The 19,490-nt window shown below is 64.0% G+C and carries 16 protein-coding genes and 1 pseudogene; 11 read left to right on the top strand and 6 right to left on the bottom strand.

The window, feature by feature from the left end:
- Positions 1–19 precede the first annotated feature (19 nt).
- The 5 genes from AB1555_05780 (at position 20) to AB1555_05760 (ending at position 7,872) form a co-directional block, all read left to right on the top strand.
- Positions 20–2,584 (top strand): TonB-dependent receptor, encoded by a 2,565-nt coding sequence (locus tag AB1555_05780; protein ID MEW6246206.1) that lies wholly within the window; start codon positions 20–22, stop codon positions 2,582–2,584.
- 198 nt (positions 2,585–2,782) lie between these two features.
- The gene (locus AB1555_05775; GenBank protein ID MEW6246205.1) at positions 2,783–3,535 is read left to right on the top strand and encodes a zinc transporter ZupT; all 753 of its coding nucleotides are present in this window, start codon (positions 2,783–2,785) and stop codon (positions 3,533–3,535) included.
- Positions 3,536–3,658: 123 nt separating this feature from the next.
- Positions 3,659–4,201: an RNA polymerase sigma factor gene (locus AB1555_05770; GenBank protein ID MEW6246204.1), complete on the top strand. Its 543-nt coding sequence runs from the start codon at positions 3,659–3,661 to the stop codon at positions 4,199–4,201.
- A gap of 61 nt (positions 4,202–4,262) precedes the next feature.
- Positions 4,263–5,306 (top strand): FecR family protein, encoded by a 1,044-nt coding sequence (locus AB1555_05765; protein MEW6246203.1) that lies wholly within the window; start codon positions 4,263–4,265, stop codon positions 5,304–5,306.
- 64 nt (positions 5,307–5,370) lie between these two features.
- Positions 5,371–7,872 (top strand): TonB-dependent siderophore receptor, encoded by a 2,502-nt coding sequence (locus AB1555_05760; GenBank protein MEW6246202.1) that lies wholly within the window; start codon positions 5,371–5,373, stop codon positions 7,870–7,872.
- Positions 7,873–7,898: 26 nt separating this feature from the next.
- Here the strand turns inward: AB1555_05760 and AB1555_05755 are convergent, their stop codons facing one another.
- Positions 7,899–8,030: a hypothetical protein gene (locus tag AB1555_05755; GenBank protein MEW6246201.1), complete on the bottom strand. Its 132-nt coding sequence runs from the start codon at positions 8,028–8,030 to the stop codon at positions 7,899–7,901.
- A gap of 3 nt (positions 8,031–8,033) precedes the next feature.
- Between AB1555_05755 and AB1555_05750 the strand changes: the two genes are divergently transcribed.
- Complete coding sequence (locus AB1555_05750) at positions 8,034–8,432, top strand: RNA polymerase sigma factor (GenBank protein ID MEW6246200.1); 399 nt, start codon at positions 8,034–8,036, stop codon at positions 8,430–8,432.
- 10 nt (positions 8,433–8,442) lie between these two features.
- On the opposite strand, the pseudogene AB1555_05745 reads toward AB1555_05750, so the two are convergent.
- The 3 genes and pseudogenes from AB1555_05745 to AB1555_05735 form a co-directional block, all read right to left on the bottom strand.
- A pseudogene (locus AB1555_05745) lies at positions 8,443–8,730 on the bottom strand (PIN domain-containing protein).
- Entirely contained in the window at positions 8,628–8,885 is a 258-nt protein-coding gene (locus AB1555_05740) for a ribbon-helix-helix protein, CopG family (GenBank protein MEW6246199.1), read from the bottom strand. Before AB1555_05740 ends, AB1555_05745 begins: the two are co-directional and overlap by 103 nt.
- A 260-nt stretch (positions 8,886–9,145) precedes the next feature.
- Entirely contained in the window at positions 9,146–9,778 is a 633-nt protein-coding gene (locus AB1555_05735) for a DUF4136 domain-containing protein (GenBank protein ID MEW6246198.1), read from the bottom strand.
- A gap of 469 nt (positions 9,779–10,247) precedes the next feature.
- On the opposite strand from AB1555_05735, the gene AB1555_05730 reads away from it, so the two are divergent.
- From AB1555_05730 to AB1555_05710, 5 genes are all read left to right on the top strand, one after another.
- Positions 10,248–10,382, top strand: coding sequence for a hypothetical protein (locus AB1555_05730; protein MEW6246197.1), 135 nt, complete (start codon positions 10,248–10,250; stop codon positions 10,380–10,382).
- Between the two features lie 32 nt (positions 10,383–10,414).
- A complete protein-coding gene (locus AB1555_05725) occupies positions 10,415–10,603 on the top strand; it encodes a hypothetical protein (protein MEW6246196.1) in 189 nt (62 codons plus the stop codon).
- 85 nt (positions 10,604–10,688) lie between these two features.
- On the top strand, positions 10,689–11,948 hold the full coding sequence (locus tag AB1555_05720) for a PepSY-associated TM helix domain-containing protein (protein MEW6246195.1): 1,260 nt from the start codon (positions 10,689–10,691) through the stop codon (positions 11,946–11,948).
- 167 nt (positions 11,949–12,115) lie between these two features.
- A complete protein-coding gene (locus AB1555_05715) occupies positions 12,116–13,210 on the top strand; it encodes an efflux RND transporter periplasmic adaptor subunit (GenBank protein MEW6246194.1) in 1,095 nt (364 codons plus the stop codon).
- Between the two features lie 82 nt (positions 13,211–13,292).
- Positions 13,293–16,412, top strand: coding sequence for an efflux RND transporter permease subunit (locus AB1555_05710; protein MEW6246193.1), 3,120 nt, complete (start codon positions 13,293–13,295; stop codon positions 16,410–16,412).
- 7 nt (positions 16,413–16,419) lie between these two features.
- On the opposite strand, the gene AB1555_05705 is transcribed toward AB1555_05710, so the two are convergent.
- The gene (locus tag AB1555_05705; protein ID MEW6246192.1) at positions 16,420–17,187 is read right to left on the bottom strand and encodes a methyltransferase domain-containing protein; all 768 of its coding nucleotides are present in this window, start codon (positions 17,185–17,187) and stop codon (positions 16,420–16,422) included.
- A 483-nt stretch (positions 17,188–17,670) separates the two neighbouring features.
- Positions 17,671–19,479 (bottom strand): ATP-dependent zinc metalloprotease FtsH, encoded by a 1,809-nt coding sequence (ftsH, locus tag AB1555_05700; GenBank protein MEW6246191.1) that lies wholly within the window; start codon positions 19,477–19,479, stop codon positions 17,671–17,673.
- Positions 19,480–19,490: the final 11 nt, after the last annotated feature.

Here is a 19,490-nt window from a genome sequence, read left to right as displayed (position 1 = left end):
CGTAACCAGGAGGGGATCCATGGCGTCAGCTCCGAGAGCGACCGCAACGTGCCGCGCATTCATCATTGCCGCGCTGGCGATGCAACCGATCCATGCTCAAGCCCAGCCGGACCTGCGACACGACCAGCCGCACCCCATTGGCCGACATGGGCCGGTTCACGCGCGAGTCGCGCAAGCCACGCCGGAGTCGCCGCAAGTGCGAACGGTCGAATTCCATATCGAGCCTCAACCACTCGGACCGGCCCTGACACAATTCGCCGATCAAGCGAACCTGCGACTGCTGTTTACGTCGGAGATGACGGAGGGGCTCACGACCGATGGAGTGATCGGATTCCATCGTCCCGGCGACGCGTTGCGGATTGTACTCAAAGACACCGGCTTGGACTATCGGATTACCGCTCCCAACACCATCACGCTCGTCAAAGAGTTCCATCGTCGGTCCGATGACCGCAGCGCCGCTTCCTCGGACTCCCAATCCGGCGAGCACGAAACGCCGGAGGACAGGGCGGAGCGCGACGGCCAGAAACCGGTCAAGGTGCCGGAGGTCGTGGTCAAGGAGGTGCGGGAGGGGGACTATGCGGTCGAGGAGGTGTCCTCGGCCACGCGGTTGCCGGCACCCCAGCGCGACCTCCCGCTGTCGGTCGATGTCATCACCCGGCAAGTGATGGACGACCGGAAGGCCGTACGGATCGAAGACGTGATACGGAACATCAGCGGCACTTCGATCCCGCACGGCGCCGGCGGCCGGGCCGAGCGTTTCAACATCCGAGGGTTCACCACGGACGTGAACATCTTCAAGAACGGCTTCCGCGACGACAGCACGTTTTCCTCTCGGACCCAGCGGGAAGTCGCCAATCTCGAACGGATCGAGGTGCTGAAGGGTCCCGGCTCGTTTCTCTACGGCCGAACCGATCCGGGCGGAATCGTCAACCTGATCACGAAGAAGCCGTTGTCGAGTCCTTACTATGCGGCGGACATGATCGTCGGCAGCTATAACCTCTATCGGCCGACGATCGATGTTTCCGGACCTCTGATGTCCGGCAAGTCCCTGCTGCATCGCTTCAACGGCGTCTACGAACATGCCCATAGCTTCAGAGATCTCGTGGTCAGTGAGCGATTCTTTGCCGCGCCGACGATCGGCTGGCAGCTCGGCTCACGGACAAACTTCCGCTTCGAAGGGGAGTTCCTCTATGACACGAGACCCATCGACCGAGGCTTGGTCGCGGTCGGGACCGGCGTCGCGAATATTCCGGTCAGTCGCTTCCTTGGAGATCCCTTTCGCCGGAATACTTACAACCAAGGCAAAGCCACCCTGATCCTCCTCCATGAGTTCTCGGATGCATGGGCCTGGCGCTCCGCCTTCCGCGCGGCGGTGGCCAGCGAGGACTACAACAGCGTCGAGCCGAGCTTCCTCGCCACCGACAATGAGACGCTGTTTCTGGCAGGATTCAAGATCCCTCAGCTAGTCCAGAGCCATTATCTGCAGAATGAGCTGGTGGGCCGATTCCACACCGGGCCGATCGGACATCGCATGCTCGCCGGCGTAGAACTCGGACGGGAAACGCACAGGACCCGCGTGGACTTCGCCGGCGTATCCAATACGATGAACATCTTCAATCCTGTTTACTCCTTCAACGTGGGCGCGTTCAGCACGACCTTTGACGGGACGTTGACGAACAATATCCTGGGCGCCTACGTCTCGGACCTGATCGAGCTGAGGGAGAACCTGAAGCTCACCTTCGGCGGCCGTTTCGATATCTTCGACCAGCACTTTGATGACCGACTGGCCGGCACGGAGACGAAGCAGACGGATACCTTCTTTAACCCGATGGTCGGATTGGTGTACCAGCCGGTCAAGCCGGTCTCGCTCTACGCGAACTTCAGCAAATCGGCGAGGCAGTTGGACAATTTCAGCGTCTTCAGGGCCATGACCCCGGCAGGCACGCTTCCGGAGCCCGAGACGGCACGGCAATATGAAGCCGGGATCAAGACGGAGCTGATCGAAGGGAGACTCTTTGCGAACACGGCTGTCTTCCGCATCGAGAAAAAGAACGTCCAGCGATTTCTCTTTACCGGTGTGCCTCCCGCCTTTGGCGATATCGTGCAGACGGGGGAGGAGCGGAGTCAGGGCGTGGAGCTGGATGTCACCGGCCGAATTCTCCCCGGGTGGGATGTGATCGCCGCCTACGCCTACATTGATGCCGAGATCACCAGAGGTGATGCCGTCGTCCGTGAAGGCCATACGCTTCCCAACGCGCCTCTTCACAGCGGCAGCGTCTGGACCGTGTACACCGTCCAGTCAGGCCTGCTCGAAGGGTTTGGAATCGGCGGTGGCATCTATGCGGCCGGCAAACGCCAGGGGGATATCGACAATACGTTCCAGATCCCCGGCTTCGTGCGCCTGGATGCGGCGCTGTATTACCGCAAACCGGAGGTGATGCGGCGGACCAATCTGATTGCCTCGATCAATTTCCGGAACCTGCTGGACCAGCGCTTTTTCGAAGGCACGCAGGAAAGCCGGACCTCCATCATTCCCGGTGCGCCGCTCACCGTCATCGCCTCGATCAAGCTGGAGTTCAATTAGAAGCGAGACGGGCAAGACAAGCGAGGCATGCGGAAACGGCGAGACTAACGAGGCGGGCGCAGAGGGCGCACGGCCCCGGCCGCGCACCGGCTCAAAATCAGGTGTGGTACTGCGCCGCAGAAACGTCTACAGTAGAGGGACCGATCGGGACGATCGCGCGCGGCCGCAACGGCCTGATCGGATCACCGCTGTTGCAGGATGATTGAACTCATCGGCATGGGCGCCGTAGCCGGCGTCTTTCCCGTCTATCTGGGCATCGGTTTCGCGCTCCTCGCCAGCCGCATGCTGTCCCGCGCGTGGGAAGCCGGACTGATCGGTCTGGCGACCGGCGTGCTGGTCTATCTCTTTTTCGATCTCATGCATGAAGCGGTGGAGCTGACCGGCGCCCGGGACGTCGTGTCGTGGATCGTGTTGCTCGGCTGTTTGCTGGTGAGCTTCGTCGGCCTGGTCGTGTTGGAAGAGAGTCAACTGGGCAAGCACCGCCGCCTGACGCGCGTCCTCTCGTTGCCGTACCTCATCGCGCTGGGCATGGGTCTGCACAACCTCGGGGAAGGCCTGGCCATCGGAACCAGTTACACCAACGGAGAGTGGGCGTTGAGCGCGCTGTTGGTCGCCGGCTTTGCGCTCCATAACGGCACCGAGGGGTTCGGGATCGTCGGCGCGGCCGGCCGGAACTCGATCCCGGCGAAGGATGTGCTGCTGCTGGGCCTGCTCGCCGGCGCGCCGACCTGCGTGGGCGCCGTGCTCAGTGGGCTCGATCCTTCCCCGTATTTATCGGTGGCCTGGTACACGCTGGCCGCCGGTTCCTTGTTGTACGTCATTCTGGCCCTCATCGCTCTCACCTATACCGTCACGCGCCGGGTGCAGATGGCCCTCGGCGTCTTCGCGGGCATCGCCCTCATGTATGTCACCGCGATGCTCCTGACTCTGGCGGGAGGCCTTCGCACATAAGCCCGCCGCCCGCTCATCCCTCGACGACTCGGTCTTCTTCTCCCTCTGGAATTTGAACATTCCCTTCCGTGCGCCGGCGCGCGTACCGTGGCGGTTACGGAACGCGCATAGGCGGCGCGACCGATGGGATCGAGTTCAATCCAGAAGACGGGGCTAGCCGTGACCCAACGCGAGTGGGCGGAGCGTTTTCAACCCCATGCGCACGACATTCGGCAGTTCCTCCTCCGCCGGCTGAAATGTCCCGAGACGGCGTCGGATGTGCTGCAGGATACCTTCCTGCGCCTGATGCAAAGCGCGCCGGCCGTGGCCATTGAGAATCCTCGCGCCTGGCTCTTCCGAATCGCCGCGAACCTGGCCACCGATCATCTCCGCCGCCGGCAGCACCGTGGCGACCATCTCTCCGACGAGGAGATCCGGGACGACATCCCGGACGCCCGTCCCTCTGCTGAGACGCAAATCTTCACCAAGCAACAAGTGGAAATTTTGAAGCAGGCCATCGCCGAGCTGCCGCCCAAATGCCGCGAGGTCTTCATCCTGCACAAGTTCAAGCACCTGAGCTATGCCGAAGTCTCGGTGCGGTTGGGCATCGCGCGAAGCACGGTGGTCAAGCACATGATCAAGGCCCTGGCACACTGTAAGCGCCGGATCGACGAGGCGTCGACCTGAGGCGTGCGGGTGTGACTGGAGGCGAACCGACGTTGAAACGTCGTACACGATCAGGGACCTGATGAACGCACGAGCGCAACATGATCGCCGCGGTGACGCGACCACTGAAGCCATCGAGTGGGTGGTTCGTCTGCAGGACCACGAGACACCTGTTTCGGACCGCGAGCGATTTGAAGCGTGGCTGGCCGCCGCGCCGACGCATGCCGCCGCCTATGCGAATCTGGCGGCATTCTGGAACGGATTGGACGCGCTCGCACCCGAAGATGTGTGCGAGATCGAGCAGGCGATCGAGAAACGAGCGGGCGCGTCGGGAGACGCCCGACATTCCTCGCGACGGCGCCGTCGTCAGCTCCGTGTCGCCGCGCTCGCCGCCAGTCTGGCGGCGGCTACGGTCGGCGCAGGGTGGCTGGCGGAGACGCTGCATTGGTCCGCGGATTATCGCACCGCCGTCGGCGAGCATCGGACGGTGCCGCTGGCCGACGGGTCCGTCATGGAGATGAACACCGGCACCGCCGTCTCCGTGATGTTCTCCGATGAGGCTCGCCGCATTACGCTGCACGAAGGCGAGGCGATGTTTACGGTTGCTCCCGATTCGTCCCGCCCGTTCGAGGTGGCGGCGGCGGCCGGCGTCACGCGGGCGCTGGGCACGGCTTTCAATGTGCGAGCCGAGGACGACCGTGTCACCGTGACCGTCCTTCAGCATCAGGTGCTGATCTCCGCCGGGCAGAGCCCGCCGACCCGTCTCTCCAGCGGGCAGCAGACGACCTACGGCCCTGACGGCGCCATCGGCCCGGTTCGCGAGGTAGACGCCGATCGTGTCGTCGCCTGGCGCCGAGGCCGGCTCGTCTTCGACAATCAACCGCTCGCGGAAGTCCTGCATGAGTTGAGCCGCTACAGTAGGGGATATATTCTCCTTCCCGATCCGGCGTTGCAGTCGGTTTCCGTCACCGGCGTTTTCGACACGACACACCCCGACAGGGCGTTACGCACGATTGAAGAGACCTTGCCGATCCGCGCGGTCCGGCTGACCGATCGACTGGTTCTTTTGTACCAGCAGCGCCTTTCCACTAGACCTCCCGCCCTCGACAGTCGTCTTCCCCACTGAGACCGAAGCGGCGCGTTCCCGAGGCGACCGGTTTCGGCTCTTCACCGGAAGGGAGGTCACACGTATGTCGAGCGAATCAGGGAGGGGAGACGCTTCCGAGCCACGGTCTAGACAAGGACGCGGCGGCCTCGTCGCAGCGATGCTCGTCGCGTTGATCGGCTGGTTCGGACTGTCGAGCGAGATGCTGCTCGCTCAGGAATCATCTGCAAGAGGGGAGAGGGTATTCGACATTCCGGCGCAGCCCTTGTCCTCCGCGCTGCTTCAATTCTCCGACGTCGCCGGACTGGAGTTGTTCTACGACGCGGACATGACGCGCGGGGTGCAGACTCACGGCGTGTCGGGGGTCCACACGCGCGAGGAGGCGTTGCGCCTGCTGCTGGCCGGCACCGGCTTGACCTATCGCGTCACCAGCGAAGGAACCGTCACGCTGGAGCGCGCCGCACCGCCGACACCGCCGGCGCCGGCCGCGCAGATCCCAAAACCGCCGGCGACGCCCGAGGGCACGCCGCCCAACGCACAGGACGGCCAAAAGCCGGTGAAGGTTCCGGAGATCGTCGTCAAGGAGGTTCAAGACAAAGGCTATGTGACCGAGGACGCGACCTCGGCCACAAAAAGCGCGACGCCCCTGGTCGAGACACCGCAGTCGATCACGGTGATTACGCGCGATCGGATGACCGCCCAGGAGGTCAATACCATCGCCGAAGCGCTGCGGTACACCGCCGGCGTGCAGGCGGAGCCCTTCGGCTTCGAGCCTCGCTTCACCTTTCTGCGATTCCGCGGGTTCGATGCCACCACCAACGGGCTGTTCCGGGATGGATTGCAACTTCGCAACCCGGGCTTTGCCGTCAGTTACAACCTCGAGCCCTACGGCGCCGAACGGATCGAAGTGCTGCGCGGGCCGGCGTCGTTTCTCTATGGGCAGGGGAGCCCCGGTGGATTGCTCAACTACATCACCAAGCGCCCAACCCGGGAATCGTTCCACGAGCTGCAATTTCTGTCCGGCAGCTTCGGACGAAACGAAGGGCGTCTGGATTTCGGCGGCCGGCTCACGGACAGCGACGCATTTTCATACCGCCTCACCGGCTTGTTCCGGGAAAGCGGCACGCAGATCGACCAGGTCCCGTTCGATCGGGTGTACATCGCGCCGGCGGTCACGTGGCGGGCGGCGGCGAGCACCCAGATCACCTTGCTGGCGCATTTCCAGAAAGATCAGCTCCGGTCCTCTCAGGCCTTGCCGGCCGAGGGTACGCTCCGCACGAATCCCCACGGGAGGGTCTCACCGGCCCGGTTCACCGGCTTTCCCGACATTGACAAGGAGAACCGAACGGAGTCCGCGGTCGGCTACATCTTGGAACACCGCCTGGCGCCCGATTGGGATTTCGTCCAAAAGCTCCGCTACACCATGACCGAGTTGGACCTCATGAACGTCTTCAGCAACACGTTCGCCGCGGACAAGCGGACGATCGGGAGAGGAGCCTTCGGATCGCTGGGCAAGCTCAATGCCTTGACCGTGGACAACCAGGTGCACGGGAGGTTCTCAACGGGTCCGCTCCAGCACGCGGTCTTGGGAGGCGTGGACTTCTGGCGGATCACGGTGAAGTTGCGGCAGACCTTCGCCGCCGCCTCCAGCATCGACATTTTCAACCGCTTCGATTATGGGGCTCCGTTCACGCTCCCGTCCGTGTTCTTGGATCAACACGTCACCCAACTGCAGACGGGCATCTACCTCCAGGACCAAGTCAAGCTCTACGACCGTCTGCTGTTGACGGTCGGCGGCCGCCACGATTGGGCGACCAACGACACGCGGGACAACATGACACCCTCGGCGAGCCTGCGCCAGCACGACCGCAAGGCCACCGGTCGCGCCGCCTTGACCTATCTGTTCGACATCGGCCTGGCGCCGTACATCAGCTATTCGACGTTCTTTCTGCCGTCGATCGGATTGAGTCCCACGGGACAGCCGTTTACGCCGGAAACCGGCCGGCAATATGAAGCCGGACTCAAGTATCAGCCCAAAGGCTCACGGAGCTTTCTGACCGCCGCCCTGTTCGATCTCACGAGGGAGAACTACGTGCAGGTCGATCCGGGGACGTTCTTCCAGGTGCAGCGGGGCAAGGCGCGGTCACGCGGTCTGGAATTGGAAGGCCTCGCCAGCTTCGACAACGGGCTGGACCTGATCGCGACCTATACGCTGCTCGACAACGAAGTGCTGAAGAGCGCCGATCCGAGGGAAATCGGCAAGCGGCTGACCCAGACGCCGGCGCAATTCGGTTCAGTGTGGGCGAAATATACGGTGCCGGACGGAACCTGGAAAGGGTTGGGCATCGGCGGCGGCGCGAGGTACACGGGGCACACCTATTCCGATGTCGCCAACACGTTCAGGGTGCCGAGTTTCGTGGTCGGCGACGCAGTGGTCGACTACGTCTGGCGCAACTACCGCATCGCGCTGAACATCACCAATATCTTCAATCATGACGCCTTCTCCTGCTTCGATCGCGGCGGCACCAACTTCTGCGTCTTCGGCGAGCGCCGCACCGTCGTGGGCACCGTCGCATACCGGTGGTGACGGCGCACGGAGTGAAACTCGCCCTGTTATTCCCGAAGCGTGAAGTGAATCATCCGCCGGCGACTGACCCGGCGATTGAACATTCTCCATCCGCCGCAGGTCGTGTAGGCTTGTTCTTCGGCGTCGAATCCATCCGGCGTTCGGATTTGTCGGAGCATGCCTTGATCCACGGCGACCTGCTTCAACTCTTTCAAGCCTGCGCGCCGGACCTGCACCGGTTTTTTGCCAAACGCGTGCGGTGCGAGCACACCGCGGCCGATCTGACACAGGAAACCTACCTGCGCCTGACCGGGCTCGGGCGGCTGGAGTCCGTCCGGAATGTGCGGGCCTTTCTGTTTCAGATCGCCGACAACTTGGCGATCGATCATCTGCGTTCCCGAACCCGATTTCGGCGACGGTATGCCGGAGCGCCGTCGGCTGACTTGGTCGCCGCGACCCCGCCTCCGGACCGCGAACTGGCGGCGAAGCAGGAATGGAGAATCCTGCAAGACGCCATTGCCGAATTGCCGCCGAAATGCCGGACGGCCTTTTGGGGCGAACGAGCGAGGTCAACGCGGTGACCTCTGCCACGGCTTCCCGCACTTGATGGTCGGTCCAGTGAAAGCCCATAAACAGGACGCGGCGCAATTCACGTATGATGGCCGGCGAGATAAAGATTTCTACAAGGCCGGAGCGGGCGAGCGCGAGGATTTCTTCGCAGGTTCCGCCAAACACGATCGCCGACGCATAGACGTTCGTGTCGGCCACGATGCGAATCACGCCCGCGCTTTTCCTCTTTTGGGTTGAACGCGCTCGAGCAGGCGCTGGAGGTCTTCTTCCGTGTTCAGCCCCAATCGTTCGGCGGTTTGTGCGCCCCATTGACGAAGACGCCGCCACCGGCGAGAGGCCACATACTGATTCAACGCGTCGCGAATCACGTCGGTTCTCGTGCGTACTTCTTCCCGCGCAATCCGTTCCGTCTCGCGGAGGATGTCGGCCGGCAACGAAATTGTGATGGGCTTGGTCTTCCGCATCGTGCTCTTGCCTCGTCTCGCGATATGACGCGGTAATACTCTAGAGCACGCACGCGCGGGCGTCAAGACAAACGCCCTGCGCGCATGGACTCCCCAAAAAAGAAACCACGGCGAGCCCTGACCGTCTTCGGCTCGATCGAGCCGGAGTTTTCTTGAAGAAGCGAGACGGGCGGGACAAGCGCGACTCGCGGGAAACGTGGGACGGATGCGATGCGGAGCGGCGATCAGCGGTCAGCGCTGCGATGAGGAGGGGAGGCGGGCTAGGGAGTCCCCCGCAGCTTCTTGATCTCCTCCTCGCCGAAGGTGTGCTGCACCGTGCCGGCGGTCGTTTGGCCGAAATGCCGAAAGGCCGCCTCGACCAGCAGCGGCATCAGCCCCGGCAGATCCTTGGTGAGACCGGTGGCCGTCGCGTTCCCTCTCCAGAGTTCCACCAGCGACCCGGCCTCGCGGGACTTCGGCAAATCGCCGATCACGACCACCACCTGACCGGTGTACTGTCTGACCGTGCTCGGGTCGGATGAAGCGACGCTCGTGCCGTAGGTTCCGCCGCCGGTGCCTATTCCGCCCGGGGTTCCCATCGTGGACGACGATCCTCGGGACATGGTCCCGGGCGAGGATTCGCTCATACCGTAGGCGAGATACACCGCCAGCTTCGCCGTTCGGGACTCCGTTTCTTTATATCCCTGTTCGTTCATTTTCTTGGCGACGAGCCGAGCATAGGCGGCAAACGCCGGATCTTTCTCCACTTCCACGGCGGGAAACACCGCATAGGTGACGTGCGGGGGAATCGGCGTCTCGCCTTTCCCATGGACCTCCACGGTGACGGTCCGGGCGCATCCCAGCCCACACAGCATCAGCCCAACTGCGAACGCCCGAACCCAATGCGTCGTCATCGTGTCACCTCACAAGAAGTCGAAAGACATCGAATCCAACCAACTCTACAGCCCCCTGCAGGAAAAGGCCATGTTCGGTCTTCGGACAGGACCCACACCCGCTCAGGAGGAAGAACGGCCCTCACCATACTCAAACCCACGCCCCGCCGTCATCTGGAATTTGAACGTTCCCTTCTCCATGCCGAGTATCTAGGCTGTCCCGTCCCGATTCCTCAACAGACCCTATGAGCCCTCGATACATCCTCCAGCATGAAAATACCGGTAGCGGGGCGTTAAAGGCCTCCGGTATTTCCATCCGGACGACGTAGGTCGCCGCAGGCCTGCGCGTTTCGTCTTCAAAAGTAAAAAGCGGAGGGGAGGTGAGGTTTCGGCGTGCTCATTCGTCCTCTATTGATAGAGTGGTCTGTCCGGAGGTCGGCTGCCCTCCTTCTCTGTATCGGTCGCCCCGTCGGGAAACGGCGCGTTGCCGGTGCTCACGATCACCCTCATCGACGGGAAACGCGGCGAGTTCCCGCTCGCGATCGCCGGCAGCTTCAGAGGCCGGTCCGAGTTCGGCGAGGTCGAGGTGCCGGCAAACGGGATCACGCGCATCGCATTCAAATGACCGCGATGTCGTGAGCGGGATTGGACGGCACCATGAGCGCATCGAGCGAATCCGAGGAAGCCGAGGAGCGTTCAAGCGACGACATCCGCTGCGAATGCGGGCGACTCCTCGCGCGCTGGTGTGCGACCGGCATCGAGATCAAATGCAAGCGCTGCCGTCGCGTCCGCACGATTCCCTTGACGAGCATCCGCGGGAAGCCTCCTCGGCTCGATCTGGATTGAAAACCGCATTCCGCTTGCGCTAGGATCGTGACCAACTCCAAAGGCCAGAGGGCTCGACCCCAGAGCCGGTCGTCGAGGTCGAGCCATGGCCGAATCTTCTTCTCCCCTCGAACAAGACTCCGCCGCCGTCCTCGCGGACGCGGCCTCATCCCGGCGGACGGTCCATTCCCATGCGCTGCGGAAGCTGTGGCTCAACGCGCATCTCTATGTCGGGCTCATCCTGGGCGGCCTCTTCGTCCTCCTGAGTCTCACCGGCAGTATCCTGGTCTTCTATAAAGCGATCGACGAGTGGCTCAATCCCGGGCAAGTGACCGCAACGGGCCGAGGGCCGTACCGCCCCCTTGGGGAGATCCTCGCCGCCGTGCGGGCGGCCCATCCCGAGTGGACGGGCCCCGACAGCCTGCGCCTGCCCGAGCACGAGCGGGACACCTTTCTCGCCTGGTACAAACTCCCGACCGGCGCACCTGATAAGTTCCGCTGGATCGAGGTGCGGGTCGATCCCTACACCGCGGAGGTGCGCAGTTCCGGGCGCGAATGGGGCGGAACGTTCGTGTCATTCATCTATGAGCTGCACGAATCCTTGCTCTTGGACGAACTCGGCGAAACGATCGTCGGGTTCGGCGCCGTGTTCCTCCTCCTGTCGGTCGGCACCGGCCTGTACCTGTGGTGGCCGAGGCGGGGTCGGGTACGGGAGGCGTTCAAGATGACGCCGGGCGGAAGCGCCATCCGGCGGCACTACGACCTGCACAAGCTCGGCGGATTGTCCAGCGCGGTCGTGCTGTTCATCCTGGCCTTCACGGGCGTCTACCTTGCCTTTCCCGACTACGTGATCGCGCTCGTCAGGTTGTTCTCTCCCGTTCAGGACGCGTCGAAAGACCTTCGGGTCGAGCCGATCGCGGCGGCCGACCCGATTTCGGTCGAACGGGCCGTCGCCGTCGCCCGCGAAGTTTTCCCGGACGCCGAACTGAAGTGGATCGGCTTCCCGGATCGAGACCGGCATACAGGTTTGTATCAGGTGGGGTTGCGGCAGCCGGGCGAGGTGCGAATAACCGGCGGACAGAGCCACGTATGGATCAATGCGTGGACCGGCGACGTCGTGCGGGTCCGCGATTGGCGTCGTTTCACGGCTGGAGAGACCTTCATCGCCTGGCTCTTCCCACTGCACAACGGCGAGGCTCTCGGCTTGATCGGGCGCTGGATCGTGTGCGTCGCCGGATTCGCGCCGCTCCTGCTGTACGTCACCGCCCTCCGCATGTGGTGGCTGAAACGACGGGCCCGTTTGCGGCAGAAGATGCGGCCCGCTCATCGGCCGAGCCAGACTAGCGCGCTCATCCACTCATCTTGACCTTCTCCCCCTTGGAGTGGGAGGGTGAGGGGGGCGGACCCGCGCGAGCCGGTCACGATTCCCGCCGGGTGATTTCGGCACGGATTTTCGGTAAGGTGGGGGACGTGTGCGGACCGCCGGCCGGTCCGGGTACGGGTCTTCGGATTCTTCGAGGAGCTTCTTCATCCATGATGCGACTGCCTGCGCAACGCCGTGTCGGGATAACGGCCCTCGTCATCCTCCTCGTCGCGACCGGATTGTTCATCACGCGACTGGGAGAACGCGTCACCAGCCAGCCGACCGATGCGACGGTATCTCCGGAGCCGGCCGTGCCGGTGGAACTCGTCCCCGTCGCGGTGGGGCCGGTGACTGAGACGGCGACCGCCGTGGGCACGCTGGAAGCCAACGAATCGGTGCTGATCCGCCCGGAGCTGCCCGGTCTGGTGACGCAGATCTCCTTTCAGGAGGGCCAGGCCGTGGACCAAGGCGCCGTGCTGATCGAATTGGACGACGCGGAGCTCCGGGCGCAGACGGCTCAGGCCGCCGCGCAGGAACGGATCGCGCGATCGACCTACGAACGATTGCAGCGCCTGAACCGCAACCCGAGCACCATCGTCCCGCCGCAACAACTCGACGAGGCCCGCAGCGCCCTCCAGGCAGCGGAGGCCAACACCGTCGCCTTCGCCGAACGGCTGAAGAAAACCAAGCTGCGCGCGCCGTTCGCCGGCACCCTCGGGCTCCGTCGCGTCTCGCCCGGGGATTATGTCCGGCCGGGGCAGGATCTGGTCAACCTGGAGGATCTCCGCACGCTGAAAATCGACTTCAAGGTGCCGGAGACCTTTCTCCGCGCGCTCTTCGTCGGCCAACCGGTGACCGTCGAGACCGACGCCTATCCGGGAGAAACGTTTTCCGGCGAGATCTACGCGGTCGATCCGCGCGTGGAAGCCGTGAATCGGGCTCTCCACGTCCGCGCGCGCGTGCCCAATCCGGACGGCAAATTACGCCCCGGCCTGTTCGCCAGGGTCACGGTGATCCTCACCCGGCGGGACGACGCGCTGCTGATCCCCGAGGAAGCGGTCGTGTTCCAGGGGGACAAATCCTTCGTGTACCGCGTCATCGACCGCGTCGCGCGGCGGACCGAGGTGACGTTGGGCGCCCGAGCAGGCACGCTGGTGCACGTCCGGAGCGGCCTCGATCGCGGCGACGTGGTCGTGCGGGCCGGGCATCACAAGCTCAAGGACGGCCTGCGAATCGCCGGCGAGGTCGTTCACCGTTCACCGTGACTCGTGAACCGGAGACACCACGTCATCTTCCGACCGAGAGCTTCGCCGTGAACGCTGAACGGATCACGTTTCACGCTCTTCCATGAGACTGTCCGAACTCTGCATCCGCCGGCCTGTTTTCGCGACGGTGATGACCCTCCTGCTGGTCGTCTTCGGGATCCTCTCCTTTCACCGGCTCTCGCTGCGGGAATATCCGGCGATCGAGCCGCCGATCGTGTCGGTACGGACGATCTATTCCGGCGCCGACGCCGAGTTGGTGGAAACCAACGTCACCACCGTGCTGGAAGACGCCCTGAGCGGCATCGAGGGGCTCAAGACCCTGACGTCCAACAGCCGTGAAGAGATGTCGAGCGTCACTTTGGAATTCGACTTGGGCCGGGACCTCGACGCCGCCGCCAACGACGTGCGGGATCGTGTCTCCCGCGCGCGGCGCCAGCTCCCCCGGGACATCGAGGAACCGATCGTCGTCAAGGAAGACGCCGACGCGGACGAAATTCTGTGGCTGGCCTTGTCGAGCGACCGGCATTCCGAACTGGACATCACCGAGACCGCGGAGCGAGCGATCAAGAGTCGCCTGGCCGTCCTGCCGGGCGTGTCAACCGTGTATCTCGACGGGGAACGGCGCTATGCCATGCGCGTCTGGCTGGACCCCGACCGTCTGGCCGCGCGTCAACTCACCGTGGAGGACGTGGAGGAAGGTCTGCGGAACCAGAACGTCACCCTTCCGTCCGGCCGGATCGAGAGCGATCGGCTCGAATACGGGGTGTCCACCCGCGGCATGCTGCACACCCCGGAGCAGTTCAACGATCTGATCATGGCCTACCGGGACGGCTACCCCGTGCGGCTCCGGGACGTCGGTCGCGTCGAGCTCGGCGCCGAAGACGATCGGAAACTGGTCCGGGTCAACGGCAAGCCGGCGGTGGGCTTGGGGGTGGTCAAACAGTCGAAGGCCAACACCCTCGAGGTCGCCCGGGCGGTGAAGCGCGAGCTGCTCCGTGTGATCGAGACGCTGCCGGAAGGCATGGCGTTGCGGGTCGCCTTCGACAGCTCCGTCGCCATCGAACGATCCATTCGCGAAGTCCATCACGCGCTGGGCTGGGCCTTGGGGCTGGTCATCCTGGTGATCTTTCTGTTTCTCGGCAGCGCCCGCGCGACCCTGATTCCGGCCGTGGCGATTCCCGCCTCGCTCGTGGGCGGGCTCACGGTGCTCTACGCGGCTGGAAGTTCGTTGAACGTGCTCACCTTGTTGGGCCTGGTCCTCGCGGTCGGGCTGGTCGTGGATGACGCCATCATCATGCTGGAAAACATTCATCGTCGCCTGGTGCGCGGCGTCCCGTCCGTGCGCGCGGCGATCGACGGCAGCCGGGAAATCGGCTTCGCCGTCGTGGCCACCACGCTGTCATTGGTGGCGGTGTTCGTGCCGGTGGCGTTTTTGACCGGCATGGTCGGCCGCCTGTTCGCCGAACTGGCGATCGCCGTCGCCGGCTCCGTGTTGTTGTCCGGCTTCATCGCGCTGACGCTGACCCCGATGCTGTGCGCCACGATGCTGACGCCCGCCTCCCGCCGGGGCTGGCTGCATCGGGCGGCCGAGACCGCCCTCGCGGCGGTGAGCGCCGGCTATCGGCGTGCGCTGGCGGCGGCGCTCCGGACCAAGTCGGTCGTGCTGGCGGCGGCGCTGGGCTCGGCGGTCGCCGGACTCCTGCTGTTCATGAGGTTGCCCTCCGAGCTGGCCCCGCTGGAAGACACCGGCTGGTTCGTCGTCCACCTGCTCGCATCCGAAGGAGCGACGATCCGCCAGACCGACACGTATGCCCGCCGGCTCGAGGACTTGTACGCGACCGTGCCGGAGATCGCGACCACCTACACCGTGGTCGGACGGGGCGGCCGGCCGACGGTCGTCAATCGCGCGGCGAGTTGGGCGTCGCTTATCGACTGGGACGAGCGCAGCCGCGCGCAGCGCGAGATCACGGCCGCGCTGACTCCGCGGCTGGCGGAACTGGGCGGGGTCAAGGCGTATCTCATCGATCCCCCGCCGATGAACCAATCGGCCAACCGGACGCCGGTGCAGTTCGTCATCGGCGGGACCTCCTACGAGGACCTGAAGCGAACAGCCGGCCTCCTCGTGCAAAGAGCCGCCGCCCATCCCGGTCTCATCGACCTGGACACGGACCTCGTTCTCGACAAGCCCCACGTCGCGGTGGAGGTGCGCCGGGCGAAGGCCGCCGATCTCGGGGTGTCCGTGTCCGCCATCGGCCGTACGCTGGAGTCGTTGCTGGGCGGCCGGCCGGTGACCACCTTCGTCCGCGACGGTCGGGCCTACAACGTCATCGTGAAGGTCGACGATCGGCGACGCGGCAAGCCGTCCGACATCGGCGCGCTTCACGTGCGCGGCAACGACCAGGCGCTGATTCCGCTCGACAATCTGGTGGACGTCCGGGAGCACACCGCTCCCCAGGCCTTGCGCCATTACGACAAGATGCGCGCGGTCACGCTCAGCGCCGGGTTGGCGGACGGGTTCACCCTCGGGGAGGCGCTCGATTATCTGGATCGTCTGGCGAAAGAGGTGCTGCCGCCCGGCATGCGGATCAGCTACGCCGGCGAGTCGAAGGAACTGAAGGAGGCGGGGAGCGGGCTGGCCGCGACCTTCGCGCTCGCCCTGCTCGTGATCTATCTCGTGCTCGCGGCGCAATTCGACAGTTACGTGCATCCCTTCACGATTTTGCTGGCCGTTCCGCCCGCCGTGATGGGCGCGCTCCTGGCGCTGAAGCTGACCGGCGGCACACTGAATATCTACAGCCAGATCGGCCTGGTGATGCTGATCGGGCTCGTGAGCAAGAACTCGATCCTGATCGTGGAATTCGCCAATCAGTTGCGGACGCGCGGCCGCGACGTCGTTGCGGCCGTCATCGAAGCCGCGGCGTTGCGCCTGCGGCCGATTCTGATGACCACCGTCGCGACGATTCTCGGCGCCGTTCCGTTGGCCCTGGCGTTCGGCGCCGGCGCCGAAGGCCGCCGCCAGATCGGGATCGTCGTCATCGGCGGACTGGCCGTCTCGACGCTGCTGACCCTCTTCGTCGTCCCCGCCGTCTACATGCTGTTGGCCGGAAGGTCGGAGGAAGATCGAATGCCGTCGCCCGACACGCCGGATCTTCACCGACGCGAACCCCGGGTTTCCGTTCCCGTGCCGGACCTGACTCGCTGACTGCGGACTAAGAGACGGGCGCGAACTCCAAGAAATACTGCTTCGGCAGGAAGCTGTGCTCGCGCAGGAGGCGATAGCCGGCTTTGGTCATCTCGTCCAACACGGTCTCGCGAGGGACCAAATGCGTTTTGGAGAACCCCAGATCGCCGGACCGTTCGTCGTGATAGAAGTCGATGATTGCGATCCGCCCGCCGGGTTTCAGCGCGGATTTCACGTTGGTAAAGTAGGTCGTCCGGTTTTCCAGGTGGTGGTAGACGTTGCACAGGAAGATCAGGTCGACCGACTCGAACGGCAGCTTGGGATTATCCGGCTGCGCCTGGACAAACTCGGCCGTGTAAGGGATGTGCATGTGCTCGACGCTGTCTTTGACGTGCTTCAAGGCTTCCGGTTCCACATCGATTGCGTACACCTTCCCGGTCTCCGTCACAGCTTCGACGAATCGCCGGGTAAAGTAGCCCGAGCCTGACCCTAAATCGGCGACGATCATGCCCGGTTTGAGCCCCAGTGCCAGGATGACCTCGGCCGGTTTCTGGTACTGGTCGCGCTCCGGACGCTCGAGCTGGTCCAGATATTCCGTGACGTTCGGCAGCCGCCCGTGCTGCGCCGGGGCCTGTCCCTGAAGAACCACGGCGACCGTCACGAAGACCACGCCGGCCAAGACGCGTGTAAACCATCGGCTGAATCCGAGTCCGACAGCCGCCGGGCCTGTGAGACCAATTTCGGCCATTTTGCCGATCGCCGGTATTGTTCGCGCAAACCCGATTTTCAGCCGCATCGCCACAACCTCTTCTAACCGTTATCCGAGCCTTCATGGCCTTTGTTTACCGTGTTGACTACCCAGAAACGCGTGAACGTTCGTTGCCACCAGCGGAGATGCCGGAAATGCGCACGCCTAAGACGGCGGCGAGCAGCAGCGTGGGCCTGGGTCGCGAATCGCGCGGAGGCTCGGAAGGTTTCCCGAGGGCGACCGGGCGGCGGTCCGCCGCAGGCGGACGGCGAGGGCGCACGATGCGACGAATAAGGAGCATCACGCTTGTGCGCGCCGCCGAGTCGGTGAGGCGGCCGGGGTCGTCCGAAGCTGGACTTGTGCGCCAGCGCGGAGTCCAGCAAGTTCCGCAGCCGAGCCGCCCGGTTGGCCTCGGGTCCCGAGCCGGAGCGCTGAGCCGCCAGGACCACCCTGCTCCTCACGATGTGATAATCAACGCGGTAAACCATCGCCCTTCATCTTTCCGGCGTTCCGCACAGCCAACGCATCGGATCACGAACGGGTTCTCGTCGCCGCCTCCCGCTTGGCGATGATCGCTTGCAGCTCCTCGCCCGTGATCGTTTCCTTGCCGAGCAGCACCTCCGCGGCTTCGCGCAGCACGTCTTCCTTGCTTTTCAGAATCGCGCGGGCTCGTTCATACTGTTCGTCGATGATCTGGCGGATCTCGCAGTCGATTTCGCGGGCCGTTTCCTCGCTGTAATCGCCGGGCGCGGAGGCCTGCCCCGTCTGAAGGAACAGAGGCTGCCGATCCCGCTCGAAGCTCACCTGCCCCAGCTTCTCGCTCATGCCGTAGGCCTTGACCATGCTTTTGGCGATGTCGGTCGCTTTGAGCAGGTCGTCCTGCGCGCCGGTCGAAACCTCGTGATAGACGAGTTCCTCGGCGGCGCGGCCGCCCAACAACACCGCGATCTTGTTCTTGAGTTCGGTCTTGGTCATCAGGAAGCGGTCCTCGGTCGGCAGTTGCAGGGTATACCCCAGTGCGGCGATGCCGCGCGGAATGATCGAAATCTTCTGCACGGCGTCGGCGCCGGGGATGGACAGGGCGACGAGCGCATGGCCGACCTCGTGGTGCGCAACGCGCTCTTTCTCCATGCGGTTCAGGACGCGGTTCTTCTTCTCCAACCCGGCGATCACGCGCTCCACCGCCTCCTGGAGTTCCGAAAGACTGACCGTGTCCTTCCCGCGCCGGACGGCGAGCAAGGCCGCTTCATTGAGGATGTTCGCCAGGTCGGCTCCCACAAAGCCGGCCGTCATGGCCGCGATCACCTCCAGATCGGCCTCGTTCGCCAGGGGAATGTTCCGCGCATGCACCTTCAGAATGGCCAGCCGCCCGGCTTTGTCCGGACGGTCGACCAAGACCTGCCGATCGAACCGGCCGGCGCGCAGCAGGGCGGGATCGAGGATTTCCGGCCGGTTGGTCGCCGCCATGAGAATCACGCCCACCCGCGGATCGAATCCGTCCATCTCGACCAGAAGCTGGTTGAGCGTCTGTTCCCGCTCCTCGTGCGCCATCGGCCCGATGCCGCGGGCCTTGCCCAGCGCATCCAGCTCGTCGATGAAGATGATGCAGGGCGCTTTCTGCTTGGCCTGCTCGAACAGATCGCGGACGCGCGCGGCGCCCACGCCGACGAACATCTCGACGAATTCCGAACCGCTGATGGAGAAGAACGGCACGCCCGCTTCGCCCGCGACGGCTTTGGCCAACAGCGTTTTGCCGGTCCCGGGCGGGCCGACGAGCAGAATACCCTTCGGAATCTTGCCGCCCAGCCGGCGGAATTTCTCCGGCGTCTTGAGGAACTCGATGACCTCCTGCAGTTCCTGCTTGGCTTCGTCCACCCCGGCCACATCGGAGAAGGACACCTTGACGTCCTTCTCCATATAGATCTTGGCCTTGCTGCGGCCGACCGTCATGAACCCCTGGCTCTGGCTCATGCGGCGGAAAATGAACCACCACACCCCGAAAAACAGCGCGATCGGCACGACCCAGGACAGCAGATCCCGCCAGAAGGTGCTTTCGATGACGCCGGTGAACTTGACTCCGTGCTGCTGCAGATCCCTGATGAGATCGGGATCCTCGACCCGCACCGTGTCGAAGAGCTTGCCGTCCTTCATCCGGCCGTGGATCATGCTCGACGACACGGCGACTTCGGCGACCTTCCCGTCGGCGACCGCGGCTTTGAACTCGCTATAGGGGATTTCGGCGGGATTGAAGAAGGGCGTGACGAAAAATTGGAACAACATCAACGCCCAGAGCGCGATAATGAGATACCAGATAGAGAATTGTTTTTGTTTGGGATCCATCGTAGCCTCGC

The sequence above is a fragment of the Nitrospirota bacterium genome (assembly GCA_040755395.1).
Lineage (GTDB): Bacteria > Nitrospirota > Nitrospiria > Nitrospirales > Nitrospiraceae > DATLZU01.
This window is presented reverse-complemented; position numbering and strand designations above follow the sequence as displayed.

Bases quoted from the DNA above. Each gene is read 5' to 3' on its own strand.
- AB1555_05780 (MEW6246206.1), top strand. From the start codon at position 20: ATGGCGTCAGCTCCGAGAGCGACCGCAACGTGCCGCGCATTCATCATT.
- AB1555_05735 (MEW6246198.1), bottom strand. From the start codon at position 9,778: ATGACGACGCATTGGGTTCGGGCGTTCGCAGTTGGGCTGATGCTGTGT.
- ftsH (MEW6246191.1), bottom strand. From the start codon at position 19,479: ATGGATCCCAAACAAAAACAATTCTCTATCTGGTATCTCATTATCGCG.
- AB1555_05760 (MEW6246202.1), top strand. From the start codon at position 5,371: ATGTCGAGCGAATCAGGGAGGGGAGACGCTTCCGAGCCACGGTCTAGA.
- AB1555_05715 (MEW6246194.1), top strand. From the start codon at position 12,116: ATGATGCGACTGCCTGCGCAACGCCGTGTCGGGATAACGGCCCTCGTC.
- AB1555_05720 (MEW6246195.1), top strand. From the start codon at position 10,689: ATGGCCGAATCTTCTTCTCCCCTCGAACAAGACTCCGCCGCCGTCCTC.
- AB1555_05770 (MEW6246204.1), top strand. From the start codon at position 3,659: ATGGGATCGAGTTCAATCCAGAAGACGGGGCTAGCCGTGACCCAACGC.
- AB1555_05740 (MEW6246199.1), bottom strand. From the start codon at position 8,885: ATGCGGAAGACCAAGCCCATCACAATTTCGTTGCCGGCCGACATCCTC.
- AB1555_05725 (MEW6246196.1), top strand. From the start codon at position 10,415: ATGAGCGCATCGAGCGAATCCGAGGAAGCCGAGGAGCGTTCAAGCGAC.
- AB1555_05765 (MEW6246203.1), top strand. From the start codon at position 4,263: ATGAACGCACGAGCGCAACATGATCGCCGCGGTGACGCGACCACTGAA.
- AB1555_05705 (MEW6246192.1), bottom strand. From the start codon at position 17,187: ATGCGGCTGAAAATCGGGTTTGCGCGAACAATACCGGCGATCGGCAAA.
- AB1555_05775 (MEW6246205.1), top strand. From the start codon at position 2,783: ATGATTGAACTCATCGGCATGGGCGCCGTAGCCGGCGTCTTTCCCGTC.
- AB1555_05710 (MEW6246193.1), top strand. From the start codon at position 13,293: ATGAGACTGTCCGAACTCTGCATCCGCCGGCCTGTTTTCGCGACGGTG.
- AB1555_05755 (MEW6246201.1), bottom strand. From the start codon at position 8,030: ATGCTCCGACAAATCCGAACGCCGGATGGATTCGACGCCGAAGAACAA.